Raw genomic sequence first — 14,558 nt, 5'->3', positions numbered from 1 at the left:
GATCCAGTCCCCCGATTTTCCATGGCGGGACATGGGCGAGATTTTCGGGTATGTGAAATAAAATCAATAGGGTGGCGGAGGGGAGTGGGAGTCGAACCCACCCGGGACAGGCTCGCTGCCCCAACCGGTTTTGAAGACCGGCCGCCCCACCGGGGACGATTCCCTTCCTCAGTCGAACAGATCGACCCTGTGCGGGTTTATGCGCCGCAGATCGCCGCGCCGCAAGGTTACGCCGTGGCGGTCGAAGAAGTCGAGGATCTGGATCGCGACTTTCCGGCCATTGTCCATCCGGTCGCGGAAGGCGGGGGCGCCGAACCAGTCCGCGCCGCCGACATCGCGGGCGATGGCGACCATCTCGCGCGTGGTGGCGCGCGCAAAGAAATGGTCCTGCGCGATCTGATCGGTGCGGCCAAGCCGCTGTGTCAGCTTCAGCACCCGGCGGATTTCGCGCTCGTCCAGCCCCAGGTCCGTGGCGATGTCGCGCACGCGCGGCGGGCGGAAACGGACGGCGCCAAGGAGCATCGGCTGGATCCGCTCCCACAGCGCCTCATCCGCCGGGGTCAGGGTGATTTCATGCCCCGGCAGGCGGATGAAGGCGCCCTCCAGCACCACATGCCCGGCGTCGGATTCTTCGCGCAGAAAGGTCTGGAACAGATCCTTGGGCAGGCGCGGGGTCAGCGCGATGCGCAGCCGCTCGCGGCCCATGCCGGGCAGGTCGGCGTTCTCGGCATGGAATTCGGCCAGCCGGTCGAGGGTGGTCGCGGTCAGTGCGGCGCGCATCGCGGGGAGCAGCACCAGCGGCCCGAGCCGCACCAGATCATCGAGCGGCCCGGCATCATGTAGCCCCCGGTCGCGCAGGAAGGCGGGCAGGTCCACCGGTGCGAGCGCGGCGAGCGCCCGCAGCGCGCGGCCCGGATCTGTCTCGGCGCTGGCATTCAGCAGGGCGATCCGCTCCGGCCCACGCCGCTTGCGGGCCGGGGCGCGCAGGTCGAGGAAGGTGCCGCCGCCGATAGTCCGGCTGGCCGAGGTGTCGCGCAGGATGAACCGGTCCCCCACCGCCGCCGCAATCGGCCGGTCCAGCACCAGTTGCACCGGCCCCGCTTCGCTCGGCGCGATCGGATCGGCCAGGGGCACGATCCGGGCGCCGACCTCGACCGAATGGCTGTGCAGCCGCGCCGGGAACCAGGTGCCGAGCGGCTTCGGCTCGGACGGCAGCACGGTCAGCCGCGCGTCGATCCGGTCGGTCGGCGCATGGAGCGCGGGGGCCAGGACGACATCGCCACGATGGATCGCCTCCTTGTGGATCGCCTCCCCCGCGAGGTTCAGCGCACAGCGTTGCCCGGCGAGCGCCTGCTGCGCGGGGCGGTTCTGCGCATGGATCGAACGGATGCGGGCGGAAAGGCCCGTGGGGCTGACCGTCACCTCGTCGTCGATCCGCGCACTGCCCGACAGCACGGTTCCGGTGACAACGGTGCCCGCGCCCGGCAGGCTGAAACTGCGATCTACGGCGAGACGCATCGGCCCCTCGGCATGGCGCAGGGCGGTTTCGGCTTCGGCGGCGACCAGCGCGGCGCGCAGCCCGTCGATCCCCGCCCCGGTCAGCGAGGATACCGGCAGGATCGGCGCGTCGCGCAGCGCGGTCGGGGCGAGCAGGTCGCGGATCTGCGCGGTGACTTCGGCGATCCGCGCGGGATCGGCCAGATCGGATTTGGTCAGCGCGACGATCCCCCGGCCCAGCCCCAGCAGGTCCAGAATCGCTAGATGTTCGCGCGTCTGCGGCATCACCCCGTCATCCGCCGCCACGACCAGGAGTGCGAAATCCACCCCGCCCGCGCCCGCCAGCATGGTGTGGATCAGCCGCTCGTGCCCCGGCACGTCGACAAAGCCGGTGATCGCGCCGCCGCCCAGATCGGCATAGGCAAAGCCCAGGTCGATGGTGATGCCGCGGGCCTTTTCCTCGGCCAGACGGTCGGCATCGACGCCGGTCAGCGCCTTGACCAGCGCGGTCTTACCATGGTCGATATGCCCCGCTGTGCCAACGATCATAGCGCGGCAAGAAGGTCTTCGTCGCGCCCGAGGCAGCGCAGATCAAGGATCAATGCCCCGTCGCGGATCCGCCCGATCACCGGCGTTTCGCCCGTGCGCAGCCGTGCCGCCAGCGTTTCGGGCGCCGCGCCGGTAATGCGCAGCCCGGCGGAGGGGATGGTGTCCACCGGCAGCGCGCCCGAGCCGACCTGACTGGTGCAGGCGCAGGGTTCGACCTGCCAGCCGGTGCGGGCCGCGACGAGGGGCGCGAGCCGCGCGGCCTGCGCGGCGATCTCGGCCTGTGGCCGGGCCAGCATCCGCAGCGTCGGCAGCCGCTCGGCCAGCCGATCCGGATCGCGGTAAAGCCGCAGCGTCGCTTCCAGCGCGGCGATCCGGATCTTGTCGAGCCGCAGCGCGCGTTTCAGCGGGTTCTTGTCGATCGCCGCGATCAGGTCGCGCCGCCCGACGATGAACCCCGCCTGCGGCCCGCCCAGAAGTTTGTCGCCCGAGAAGGTCACCAGATCCGCGCCCTCGGCCACCGCCTCGGCCACCGTGGGTTCGCGCCGCAGCCCGTAGCGCGCGAGGTCGACCAGCGACCCGGCGCCCAGATCGTTCAGCAGCGGCACCCCGGCCTTCGCGGCGATCTGCGCCAGTTGCGGGGCGGGCACCTCAGCGGTGAAGCCTTCGATCCGGTAATTCGAGGTATGGACCTTGAGGATCAGCCCGGTCTCCGGCCCGATGGCGCCTTCGTAATCGCGCGGATGGGTGCGGTTGGTGGTGCCGACCTCGTGCAGGCGGACCCCGGCGCGGGCCATGATGTCGGGCATCCGGAAGGCGCCGCCGATCTCGATCAGCTCGCCGCGCGAGACGATGGCATCGCGCCCCTGTCCAAGCGTGTTGAGCGCGATCAGCACGGCGGCGGCGTTGTTGTTGACGATGGTCGCGTCCTCGGCCCCGGTCAGCTCGCACAGCAGGCCTTTGAGATGGCTGTCCCGCTGCCCGCGCCCGCCGGTGTCGAGGTCGAATTCCAGCGCGAGCGGCGCCGCCATCGCCGCGCTGGCCGCCGCAATGGCCTCTTCGGCCAGGATCGCCCGGCCCAGATTGGTGTGCAGCACCGTTCCCGTCAGGTTCAGCATCGGCCGCAGGGCAGAGCGCGCCGCCGCCGCGAGGTCTTCGGCCACCTGCCCGGGGATCAGCGCCGCGATCTCGGCCCCCGCCTCGCCCGCCCGGATCGCCCCGCGCGCGAGGTCCAGCCGCCGCCGCAGCGCCGCCACGACCGCCGTCCGGCCATGCGCGGCCACCAGCGCCTGCCCGGTATCCGACAGCAGCACCTGATCGACCGAGGGCAATGCGCGCAGCGCCTGCATCAATACCCCACGAGGAACGGGTCGAATCCGGCGCGGCGGAACGGGCTGTCCTGCATCAGCAGGTCGAGCCCGAGGCTGCCGACATCATCGGCCACCGGGTCGAGCGTCGGGTTCTGCACCGCGTAGAAGATTTTCACCCAGGAATGGCATTTCGAGCAGCATTCGGCCTTCACCGTCGCCGTCGCCGTTTCGGCGGAGCGATAGGTGATGCCCTCGGTCGAGCCGCAGGACAGGCATTTGATCCGCACCTCGTTCCACTGCGTGGCGCAGGTGGCGCAGGTGGCGTAGCGGACGTTTTCCACCTCGCCCACCGTCCGCACCAGCGAGGACACCGGCCGCCCGCCGCAGCAGGGGCAGACCCCGGTCTCTACCGGAACCAGCCGCGCCGCGTCCAGCGTGGCGGCGAGCCGCGCCAGATGCACCTGCACCGCCGCAGCGGCGAACAGATGCGGCGCGGCACTGTCTTCGGGGATGGTATCGGCCAGCACATTCGCGAGCAGCCAGCGCCGGTCGTCCCCCGTGGCGGCGGCCACGGCCGCGAGCGCCAGCCGCGCGGGATCGGGCATCTCAAGCTCCGCCGCCCGCGCGCAAAGCCGGGCCAGCGTGTCGTGCAGTGCCGGATCATCGGCCAGCGCGGCGCGGTCGATCGGCGGCATGCCCCCGGCCCGCGCGGGTCCGACCGGCGCCAGGGGGGGCAGATCCGCCACCAGCCCGGCCTGAACCGTGCTCAGCGCGCCGAGGAACGCCAGATAGGGGCCAAGGTTCGAACTGGGCGCCAGAAAGCCGAACCGCTTCGCCCGCACCGAAAACAGCCGCGCCGGATCCGGCAGCAGCACGAAAGGCGCGCGGGCAACGCCGCCGATGACCGAAGGGTCGGGTTGCAATGTGGTCGTCATCGTCTCATTCTGCCGGGCCGTTGCCCTGCCGTCCAGCCAGTTCGCGCAACCATTTGCGGTGATGGCGGAAGGCCCAGCCGCCGGTCACCGTGCCGCGCGTCATCGCGCGGATCGTGCCCCGGGTCCAGATCGCCGCGTAGACGTGCAGGATGAAGACGAAGACGATTCCGAGAGCCACCAGCGCATGCACCGCCACCGCCACCCGGCGCACCGGGATCGAGACGATATGCGGGAAATACTGTTCCCAGATCATCACGCCGGTGACGATCAGCACGACGATCCCCCCCGCCATCGCCCAGAACACGGTCTTCTGCCCGGCGTTGTACTTGCCAAGCTCGGGCAGGTTTTCCTCCCGCCCGGCCAGCACGTCGGGGGTGTGTTTCGCCCATTCGATATCGTCGCGGTTGGGCAGGTTCAGCCGCCACATCTGCAAGAACAGGATGAAGAAGCTGATGAACAGCACCACCCCCACCAGCGGATGCAGCCAGCGCGCATTCTGCCCGCCGCCGAACAGGCCGGTGAGGAAGAACAGCGCCGGGTGGAAGAACGCCAGCCCCGTCAGCAGCAGCACGATCATGCACCCCGCCGTGACCCAGTGGTTCAGCCGGGTATAGCCCCGGTAGCGGACCACGGTGACGGGTTCGATCGTCTCGATCTCGTCGCCGGGGGCGGAATATTCGCGTTTCATGCCTTATCCTCCCCGTCCTCGATGGCCTCGTGAACCAGTTCCTCGGCTTCCTCTTCCTCATGCGCGGAAACCGCGTTCGGCTTGGCAAAAAGCCCGTGCAGCGCCGCGCCCGCCACGGCGAGGCCCGCCGCCACCAGACCCACCGACTTTGCCGGACCCTTCCAGCCCTCGACCACCGGGGAAATCCGCGGTTCCTCGGGCAGGCCGGCATAAAGCCCCGGCTTGTCGGCGTGATGCAGCACATACATCACATGCGTGCCGCCCACGCCCTGCGGATCGTAAAGCCCGGCGTTTTCATAGCCGCGCGATTTCAGATCCTCGATCCGCTCGGCGGCATGGGCCTTCATCTCTTCCTTCGGGCCGAAGGTGATACATTGCGTCGGGCAGGCCTTGGCACAGGCCGGACCCTGGCCCACCGCCACCCGGTCGGAACAGAGCGTGCATTTGTAGCTCTTGTGATCCTTCTTCGACACCCGGGGGATGTTGAAGGGGCAGCCCGTGACGCAATAGCCGCAGCCGATGCAATTGTCGTGGATGAAGTCCACGATGCCGTTGGAATACTGCACGATCGCGCCGGGCGCCGGACAGGATTTCAGGCAGCCCGGATCCTCGCAATGCATGCAGCCGTCCTTGCGGATCAGCCATTCGAAATCCCCGGTTTCGGGGTTTTCGTATTCGGTGAAGCGCATCAGCGTGAACATGTCGGGCGTCAGGTCGTGGGGGTTTTCGTAAACCCCCACGTTGGTTTCCACGTCCGGATGGGTATCGTTCCACTCGATACAGGCCGATTGACACGCCTTGCAGCCGATACATTTCGACACGTCGATGAGCTTCGCCACCTCGGTCAGCTTCCGGTCGGGCTTCGGCAGGTTCGGCGTGGCCGAGGCCCGCACGACATCCGACGGCAGCAGGTTCGACTCCATCGGCTGCACCGGCGGGTTGGCGGCCGCGGTGGTGGGTTGGGGGGCGCGTTGGGTCATGCCAGAGGCCCTTTCTCCACGGGTTCGATGTTGACGAGGAAGGCCTTGAACTCCGGCGTCTGGATGTTCGCGTCACCGACGAAGGGCGTCAGGCTGTTCGGCCCGAACCCCTTGCGTGCCGCGCCCATGAAGCCCCAGTGCAGCGGGATGCCGATGACATGGACGGGCTTGCCGTCACAGATCAGCGGCCTGATCCGCTTCGTCACCAGCGCCTTCGCCCAGACCTCGCCGCGCGCGCTCCAGACCCGGACCTGCTGCCCGCGTTTGATGCCCTTTTCTGCGGCCAGTTCCTCGCTGATCTCCACGAAGAACTCCGGCTGCAACACGGCATTCACCCGGTTGTGCTTGGTCCAGTAGTGGAAATGCTCGGTCAGCCGGTAGGACGTCGCCACGAACGGGAAGTCCGCGCTGTTGCCCAGTTGCGCCAGGTCGGCCGGGAAGATCCGCGCCGCCGGGTTGCCCCGGATCTTGCGGTTCAGCACGTTTTCGATCGGGCTCTCGAAGGGCTCCATATGGGTCGGGAACGGCCCGTCCACCATCAGCTTGCGCGAGAACAGCCGCCCGCCGCCCTCGTTGGTCATGATGAAGGGCATGACCTCGCCGGGCTTCGCGGTGGGGGCGATGTCGGGCACGTCGTAACCCGTCCATTTCTCGCCGTTCCACTCGATCAGCTTGCGGCTCGGATCCCAGGCCTTGCCCTCCATATCCGCCGAGGCGCGGTTGTAGAGGATGCGCCGGTTCGCCGGCCAGGCCCAGGTCCAGTTCAGGAAGGTGCCCGCGTCGCCGGGGTCGGAATTGTCCCGCCGCGCCATCATGTTGCCGTCCTCGGTCCAGCTGCCGGCAAAGATCCAGCAGCCCGCCATCGTCGAGCCGTCGTCGCGCATCACGCCGAAGTTCGGCAATTGCTTGCCCGCCGCCACCAGCAGCTTGGCCGGATCCTTCGGATCATGCAGATCCTTCAGCGCGCGGCCGTTCATCTCCTTCGCCAGTTCCGCGGGCGTCGGTTCAAGGGCGTCCTCGTATTCCCAGCTCAGGTTCATGATCGGATCCGGGAAGGCGCCGCCCTCCTTGCGGTAAAGCTCGCGCACCCGCAGGAAGATGTTCGCCATGATCCAGGTATCCGGCTTGGCCTGACCCGGCGGCGTTGCCCCCGCCCAGTGCCATTGCAGCCAGCGGCCGGAGTTGATCACCGCGCCCTCGTCCTCGGCGAAGCAGGTCGTCGGAAGTTCCAGCACCTCGGTCTGGATCGCCCTCGGATCGACATCGTTGAACTGGCCGTGGTCTTCCCAGAAATGCGCGGTCTCCGTCTGCAACGGGTCCATGACCACCAGCAGTTTCAGCCGCGACAGTGCCTGCGTCACCTTGCCCCGGTTGGGGAAGGACAGCATCGGGTTGAACCCCTGACAGAAGTAGAGGTTCACCTCGCCCCGCGACATCATGTCGAAGGTGCGCAGGATGTCGTAGGTCGGCACGTCGAGCTTGGGCAGGTAGTGATAGGCCCAGTCGTTTTCGGCCGTCGCGGCATCGCCCCACATCGCCTTCTGGAACGACACGAAGAACTTCATGTAGTTCTGCCAGAAGCTGGTCTGCCCCGGGCGCAGCGGCTTGTTCGCCTTGCCCGCCGCATAGGTGGCGTAATCGACCTCGGTATCGCGCGGGATGTTCATGTAGCCCGGGATCAGGTTCGACATCAGGCCGATGTCGGTCAGCCCCTGGATGTTCGAGTGCCCGCGCAGCGCGTTCACCCCGCCGCCCATCATCCCGATATTGCCCAGGATGAGCTGCAACATCGCCATGCCGCGGATGTTCTGCGCGCCTTTCGCATGCTGCGTCCAGCCGAGCGCATACATCGAGGTCATCACCTTGTCGCGCGCCGAACATTCCCCGATCGCCTCGCAGACCTTCAGGTAGCGGTCCTTCGGCGTGCCGCAGATGGTTTCGACCAGTTCGGGGGTGTAGATCTCGACATGCTGCTTCAGCAGGTTCCAGACGCAGCGCGGATGCGTGAGCGTCGGATCCACCAGCGCATAGCCATCCTCGCCGATCTGGTATTCCCAGTCGGACATGTCATAGGCGCGCTTGTCCTCGTCATAGCCGTTGAACAGCCCGTCGGACCAGCCGAAGCCCTCCTTCACCAGGAAGGCGGCATTGGTGTAGTTCTTCACATACTCCCACTGCACCTTGTCGTTGGCGATGCACCAGCGGATCACCCCCATCAGGAAGGCGATATCCGAACCCGGACGGATCGGGGCATAGTAATCCGACACGGAGGCCGTGCGGGTGAAGCGCGGATCGACCACGATCAGCTTGGCGCCGCGATGCGCCTTTGCTTCGGTGACCCATTTGAAGCCACAGGGGTGGGCCTCGGCGGCATTGCCGCCCATCACCAGCGCGAGGTCGGTGTTCTTGATGTCAGTCCAGGCGTTCGTCATTGCGCCGCGGCCGAAAGTTGGAGCCAAACTGGCTACCGTGGGGCCGTGTCAGACGCGTGCCTGGTTGTCGAAACTCAGCATCCCCATCGAGCGCACGACCTTATAGGTCAGCCATGCGGTCTCGTTGGTGGTTCCGGAGGCGGCCAGGAACCCGGCGCTCAGCCAGCGGTTGACCGGCGTGCCCTCGGCATTCGTGGCGATGAAGTTCTGGTCGCGGTCGTCCTTGATCGCGCGGGCGATCTTGTCAAAGGCCGCTTCCCAGGTGATGTCCTGCCATTCGGTGCCGCCCGGCTTGCGGATGCGCGGCTGGGTGGCGCGGGTCTCGGACTTCACGAAATCCTTCAGCGCGGCGCCCTTGGGGCAGAGCGTGCCGCGGTTCGTCGGGTGGTCCGCATCGCCTTCGATGTGGAGCAGTTCCGCCTGTTCGCCGATCTTCAGATCGCCCTTGGAATACATGATGATCCCACAGGCGACGGAGCAATAGGTGCAGGTGTTGCGCGTTTCGGTGGTGGCTGCCAGCTTGAAGGCCCGGACATGAGCAGCCTCGGCCGCCTCTGCCGCGCCGAAGCCCATGGCCCCGAGCGATGACGCCGCCACCCCCGCCCCGGCCAGCTTCAGGAAGCTGCGGCGCGAAAGGTCGATATTCATGTGACCCTCCTCATTACCTGTCTCAATCTTGATCTTTAGATCGGTATCCTGAGGTATCCCGCTTTTTGACTGCCAAGTCAACGAAACCTGCCGCGCATCACCCGCGGGTAATGTGCGGAAATCGTTGTATCCAAATGGATATAACGAGGGGTGCTTGCCCCCGCCCGCCCGCGGTGGCACACCATTGGAAACAGTCCGAAGGAGACCGCCATGGCCGAAGACATCACCCCGGAAGAGCCGCGCCTGACCTCGCTCGCCCATGGTGGCGGCTGCGGCTGCAAGATCGCGCCCGGCGTTCTGGAAGGCATCCTGCGCGGGGCGACGGCCCTGCCGGTGCCGCCCGAGCTGCTGGTGGGGATCGAGACCTCGGACGATGCCGCCGTTTATCAGGTCGGCCCGAACCAGGCGATCGTGGCGACGACGGATTTCTTCATGCCGATCGTGGACGATCCGCGCGACTTCGGCCGCATCGCCGCGACCAATGCGATCAGCGACGTCTATGCGATGGGCGGCACGCCGATCTTCGCGCTGGCGCTGGTGGGGATGCCGGTGAACCGGCTGTCGCAGGGCACGATCCGGGCGATTCTGGATGGCGGCGCCGAGGCCTGCCGCGCGGCGGGCATTCCGATCGCGGGCGGGCATACGATTGATTCGGTCGAACCGATCTACGGGCTGGTGGCGATCGGGTTGCTCGATCCGGCGAACCTGAAGCGCAATGCCGATGCCCGGCCCGGCGATGTGCTGATCCTGGGCAAGGCGTTGGGCGTTGGCGTGTTTTCTGCCGCGCTGAAGAAGGGCGCGCTGGATCCGGCGGGCTACGCGCGGATGGTGGCCTCGACCACGCGGCTGAACACGCCGGGGCCGGATCTGGCGCGGATGCCGGGGGTCCATGCGATCACCGATGTAACGGGGTTCGGGCTGGCGGGCCATGCGCTGGAAATGGCGCGGGGCGCCGGGCTGCGGGTGGTGATCGACTGGAACAGCGTGCCGTTCCTTGAGGGCGCGCGGGCGCTGGCCGAGGCGGGCCATGTCACCGGAGCCTCGGGGCGCAACTGGGCGAGCTATGGGGCGGAGGTCACGCTCGACGGGCTGACCGATCTCGACCGCGCGCTGCTGAGCGATCCGCAGACCAGCGGCGGGCTTCTGGTGGCCTGCGCGCCGGAAGCGGCGGCGGGGGTGCTGGGCCTGTTCCACGCCGCGGGTTTTGACGCCGCCGCAGTGATCGGCCATGTCGAAGAGGGTGCCCCCGGCCTGACGGCGCGGCGCTGAGCCGGGTCCGGGTGTCCTTCGGACAGGGGCGTGCCCCCTGAATCCGGGGAAGGCCGTGATCCTTCCAGAACCCGGGGGCAGGCCCCCGGATCCCGGCAAGGGCGCCGATCAGGCGCCGCGCAGCGTTCCGCCGGTTGCCTTCGTCACCTTGTCGACGATCTTCGCCGCCACGGCCTCGATCTCGGCATCGGTCAGGGTCTTGTCCTTCGGTTGCAGCCGCACGGCGAGCGCGAGGGATTTCTTGCCCGCGCCCATCTGTTCCTCGGCCTTCGCCCCGGTGAACTGGTCGAACACCGAAACCGCGGTGACCAGCGCCTTGTCCGCGCCATAGGCCGCGTTCACCGCCGTGATCGCCTCGACCGAAGTATCGACGACAAAGGCGAAATCGCGCTCGACCGCATGCAGCTCGGATATTTCCAGCGCGGGCCGCGTCGGCGTTTTTACTTTCGGGAAGGGCACGTTTTCCAGCCAGAGGGTGAAGGCCACCGCCGGCCCCTTCACGCCCATTTCGCGCAGCACACGCGGGTGGACCTCGCCGAAGGTCGCCAGCACGTTCGGGCCAAGCGCCACATTCCCCGCCCGCCCCGGATGCCACCACCCGGCCAGCTTGCGGTTGATCTGCACCCGGGCCGGGGCGCCGATCGCGGCCAGAACCGCCTCGGCATCCGCCTTGGCATCGTAGACGTCCACCGGACGGCGCGAGCCCCAGGGGTCGCGCGGCGCCGAAGCACCCACCAGAAGCCCCGCCGCCTGCACCACCTGCTCGCCCGGTTCGCCGCCGGTGAAGGCCGGGCCGACCTCGAACAGCGCCAGATCGGCAAAGCCCCGCGCCTGGTTCCGCGCCGCCGCCTGCAACAGGCCGGGCAGCAGATCGGGCCGCATATGGGTCATCTCGGACGAAATCGGATTCTCGATCCGCGTGGCCTCCGCCCCGCCGCCGAACAGCGCCGCCGATGTCGCGTCGATGAAGCTGTAGGAGACGCATTCGTTATAGCCAAGCGCCGCGATCGTCCGCCGCGCCATCCGTTCGCGCAGTTGCATCGGCGTCAGCACCGGGCCGGGGACGCCCGCGGTTTCTCGCGGCATCGGCTTGCCCTTGAGCTTCGTCAGCGAAGCGATCCGCGCGACTTCCTCGACCAGATCGGCTTCGCCCAGAACATCGGGGCGCCAGCTCGGCACATGGGCCATATCGCCGTCGAAGGTGAAGCCAAGCGCCAGCAGCGTGGCACGTTGGGTTTCGGCCGGAATATCCATGCCGACGAGGCTGATCACCCGCGCGGGGTCCAGCCGATAGGCGCGATCCGTGTTCGGCACCGCGCCATCCATCACCACGTTCGACGCCTCGCCACCGCACAGATCCAGCACCATCTGCGTCGCCAGTTCCAGCCCCGGCAGGGTGAAGGCCGGGTCCGCGCCGCGCTCGAACCGATAGCGCGCGTCCGAATTGATCTTCAGCGCCCGGCCCTGCGCCGCCACCGGGATCGGATCCCAGTAAGCGCATTCGAGGAACACATCCGTGGTCGCCTCGGTGCAGCCCGAATGCTCGCCGCCCATGATGCCCGCGATGCTCTCGGGGCCGGTGTCGTCCCTGATCACCATCATCCCGGGTTTCAGCGCATAGGTTTTGCCGTCGAGCGCGAGGATCTTGTCCCCCTCGACCGCGGGCACGATCCGCAGATTGCCCGTCACCTTCGCCGCGTCGAACACATGCAGCGGGCGGTTCAGGTCATAGGTGAAATAGTTGGTGATATCGACCAGCGCCGAAATCGGCCGCAGGCCGATCGCCGTCAGCCGTTCCTTGAGCCAGTCCGGGCTTTCGCCATTGGTCACGCCCCGGATCATCCGGCCCGCGAACAGAGGGCAGCCCTTTGCCTTCAGCGCCGGGTCGATCTCCACCCCGATCGGGCTGTCGAAACCGCCGGGCACCGCCTCAATTTCCAGCGGTTTCAGCACGCCCAGACCGCGCGCGGCCAGATCCCGCGCGATGCCCCGCACGCCAAGCGCATCGGGGCGGTTCGGGGTGATCTTGATCTCGATCACCGGATCCACCGCATCGGGGCGGTTCTCGGCCAGCCAGTCGGTGAACTTCTGCCCGACCTCGCCCGAGGGCAGTTCGATGATGCCGTTGTGTTCGTCGGAGAGTTCGAGTTCGCGCTCCGAACACATCATGCCAAGGCTTTCAACGCCGCGGATCTTGCCGACGCCGAGCGTGACATCGAGGCCCGGCACATAGTCACCGGGCTTCGCCAGCACGACGGTGATCCCCGCCCGCGCATTCGGCGCACCGCAGACGATGGTCTTTTCACCTTCGTCCGTCAGCACGGTGCAGACGCGGAGCTTGTCTGCATCCGGATGCTTCTCGGCATGGAGCACCTTTGCCAGCGTGAACGGCGCCAACCGCGCCGCCGGATTGACAACGCCCTCAACCTCAAGCCCGAGGTCGGTCAGCGTATCGGCGATGTCCTCGACGGTGGCAGACGTGTCGAGATGGTCTTTCAGCCAGGAGAGGGTGAATTTCATTTTTGATCCTCATCATTCGCGTAACATATGAAGGCCGCAGGCTATAAAGAGAAGACCCAGGAACAACATGGCTTTCATGAAGAAATCAAAGACGGATTCCGTCTTTTTGAGGCGCAGATATAGATAGGGGAGGAGTGACAGGATAATTCCCTGAAAAATGAGCAATCTACCTCGTGAGGTGAAGAGGAAGACGAGTGACTTATACAACAGATCTGGAAACAGAAGGGCAAAGCTTGCGGAAATGATGTATAATCCGCCCCAAGCCACGCCTACGGCACCTACCAGATAGGTATGAGCGCCATCCCGCCTGTCACTCGAGTCTTTCCAAAGCGGTGTCTCTACACTCCTCAATGAAGGCCATTGTGGGAATACTTCCTTTAGGCTTACGGCAAGAAGTCCGGTAAAAATGAAGCTTACGACGAAAGACAATGCATAGAAGATCGCTCCGATAACGAAATTGTCGGGCGTTGCGATTTTTTCGATGCCACCTTTCGGAAGGGTCGAGAATACAAACGCAACACAAATAAAAAGCGATGTTGCGGCAATGATGCCCCCGGTAAGGGAAAAAATACGGCTCGCGGCTTGCCTGTCATAGGCCAGTTCGCCAGTTAGACTTTCACTCACCGGCTCAGCCCCCCGAACACCGTCGGCAGGTCGAGCGCGGCGAAGCCGTAGTGGCGCAGCCAGCGCAGGTCGGATTCAAAGAACGCCCGCAAATCCGGAATGCCGTATTTCAGCATCGCGATCCGGTCGATGCCCATGCCGAAGGCGAAACCCTGCCATTCGTTCGGGTCGATGCCGCCCGCCGCGAGAACCTTGGGCTGCATCATGCCGGAGCCCAGTATCTCCAGCCACGAATCCCCCTCGCCGATCTTCAATTGCCCGCCGGCCCAGGAACAGCGAATATCGACCTCGGCCGAAGGTTCCGTGAACGGGAAATGCGAGGCGCGGAAGCGCAGTTCGACATCCGGCACCTCGAAGAACGCCTTGCAGAATTCTTCGAGCGTCCATTTCAGGTTCGCCATCGAAATGTCGCGGCCGATCGCCATGCCCTCGACCTGGTGGAACATCGGCGCGTGGGTCTGGTCCATGTCCATCCGGTAGACCCGGCCCGGCGCGATCACCCGCACGGGCGCGCCGCGCTGCTGCATCGCGCGGATCTGCACCGGCGAGGTATGGGTGCGCAGCACATGCGGCGGGCGCGGGTCGTCCGCTGCGCGGGCCATGAAGAAGGTGTCGTGCTCCTGCCGCGCGGGATGTTCGGGCGCGATGTTCAGCGCGTCGAAATTATACCAGTCGGATTCGATCTGCGGCCCCTCGGCCACGGCAAAGCCCATGTCGGCGAAGATCGCGGTGACCTCATCCATCACCTGGCTGACCGGATGGATTGTGCCCTGACGGCGCGGGCGGCCGGGCAGGGTGACGTCCAGCCATTCGCCCTTCAGCCGCGCGTCGAGCGCCGCATCCGCCAGCGCCTCTTTCTTCGCGCGCAGCGCCGCGTCGATTTCCGTCTTCAGCAGGTTCAGCGCGGCGCCCGTGGTCTGCCGCTCCTCGGGCGACATCCGGCCCAGTTCGCGCATCATCAGGCTGATCTCGCCCTTCTTGCCAAGGGCGGCCAGCCGCAACTCTTCCAGCGCCGCTTCGTCCGCGGCCCCAGCGATGCCCTCCAGATATTTCGACTTGAGCGCGTCCATGTCCAACTCCTGTCTGGTCGGGCCCGTGCTAGCCGCGCC

10 protein-coding genes and 1 tRNA gene are annotated in these 14,558 nt (G+C 66.6%); 1 reads left to right on the top strand and 10 read right to left on the bottom strand.

What is annotated here, in order from left to right; translation table 11 throughout:
• Positions 1-72: 72 nt before the first annotated feature.
• The 7 genes from QM789_RS16475 to fdnG form a co-directional block, all read right to left on the bottom strand.
• A tRNA-Sec gene (locus tag QM789_RS16475) sits at positions 73-168 on the bottom strand.
• Positions 169-2,046 carry a selenocysteine-specific translation elongation factor gene (selB, locus tag QM789_RS16470; RefSeq protein WP_420352924.1) on the bottom strand — a complete coding sequence of 626 codons (1,878 nt, stop codon included), beginning with the start codon at positions 2,044-2,046 and terminating at the stop codon, positions 169-171.
• Complete coding sequence (selA, locus tag QM789_RS16465) at positions 2,043-3,392, bottom strand: L-seryl-tRNA(Sec) selenium transferase (RefSeq protein WP_420352923.1); 1,350 nt, start codon at positions 3,390-3,392, stop codon at positions 2,043-2,045. Before selA ends, selB begins: the two co-directional genes overlap by 4 nt.
• On the bottom strand, positions 3,392-4,288 hold the full coding sequence (gene fdhE / locus QM789_RS16460) for a formate dehydrogenase accessory protein FdhE (protein ID WP_420352922.1): 897 nt from the start codon (positions 4,286-4,288) through the stop codon (positions 3,392-3,394). Before fdhE ends, selA begins: the two co-directional genes overlap by 1 nt.
• A 4-nt stretch (positions 4,289-4,292) precedes the next feature.
• Entirely contained in the window at positions 4,293-4,976 is a 684-nt protein-coding gene (locus tag QM789_RS16455; RefSeq protein WP_420352921.1) for a formate dehydrogenase subunit gamma, read from the bottom strand.
• Complete coding sequence (gene fdxH, locus QM789_RS16450; RefSeq protein WP_420352920.1) at positions 4,973-5,956, bottom strand: formate dehydrogenase subunit beta; 984 nt, start codon at positions 5,954-5,956, stop codon at positions 4,973-4,975. Before fdxH ends, QM789_RS16455 begins: the two co-directional genes overlap by 4 nt.
• A complete protein-coding gene (gene fdnG, locus QM789_RS16445) occupies positions 5,953-9,036 on the bottom strand; it encodes a formate dehydrogenase-N subunit alpha (RefSeq protein WP_420352919.1) in 3,084 nt (1,027 codons plus the stop codon). The genes fdxH and fdnG overlap by 4 nt, the downstream gene beginning before the upstream one ends.
• A 210-nt stretch (positions 9,037-9,246) precedes the next feature.
• Between fdnG and selD the strand changes: the two genes are divergently transcribed.
• On the top strand, positions 9,247-10,305 hold the full coding sequence (gene selD, locus QM789_RS16440) for a selenide, water dikinase SelD (RefSeq protein ID WP_420352918.1): 1,059 nt from the start codon (positions 9,247-9,249) through the stop codon (positions 10,303-10,305).
• A 108-nt stretch (positions 10,306-10,413) separates the two neighbouring features.
• On the opposite strand, the gene pheT is transcribed toward selD, so the two are convergent.
• Genes pheT through pheS form a run of 3 tightly spaced genes read right to left on the bottom strand, consistent with a single transcriptional unit; the run spans position 10,414 to position 14,519 of the window.
• Positions 10,414-12,825 carry a phenylalanine--tRNA ligase subunit beta gene (gene pheT / locus QM789_RS16435; RefSeq protein WP_420352917.1) on the bottom strand — a complete coding sequence of 804 codons (2,412 nt, stop codon included), beginning with the start codon at positions 12,823-12,825 and terminating at the stop codon, positions 10,414-10,416.
• Between the two features lie 12 nt (positions 12,826-12,837).
• Positions 12,838-13,449 (bottom strand): hypothetical protein, encoded by a 612-nt coding sequence (locus QM789_RS16430; protein ID WP_420352916.1) that lies wholly within the window; start codon positions 13,447-13,449, stop codon positions 12,838-12,840.
• On the bottom strand, positions 13,446-14,519 hold the full coding sequence (gene pheS, locus QM789_RS16425) for a phenylalanine--tRNA ligase subunit alpha (protein ID WP_420352915.1): 1,074 nt from the start codon (positions 14,517-14,519) through the stop codon (positions 13,446-13,448). The genes QM789_RS16430 and pheS overlap by 4 nt, the downstream gene beginning before the upstream one ends.
• Between the last annotated feature and the right edge of the window lie 39 nt (positions 14,520-14,558).

This window comes from Paenirhodobacter sp. (assembly GCF_047600745.1).
GTDB lineage: Bacteria > Pseudomonadota > Alphaproteobacteria > Rhodobacterales > Rhodobacteraceae > Rhodobacter.
The sequence above is the reverse complement of the archived record's forward strand: the minus strand, read 5'-3'. Positions and strand labels throughout refer to the sequence as shown.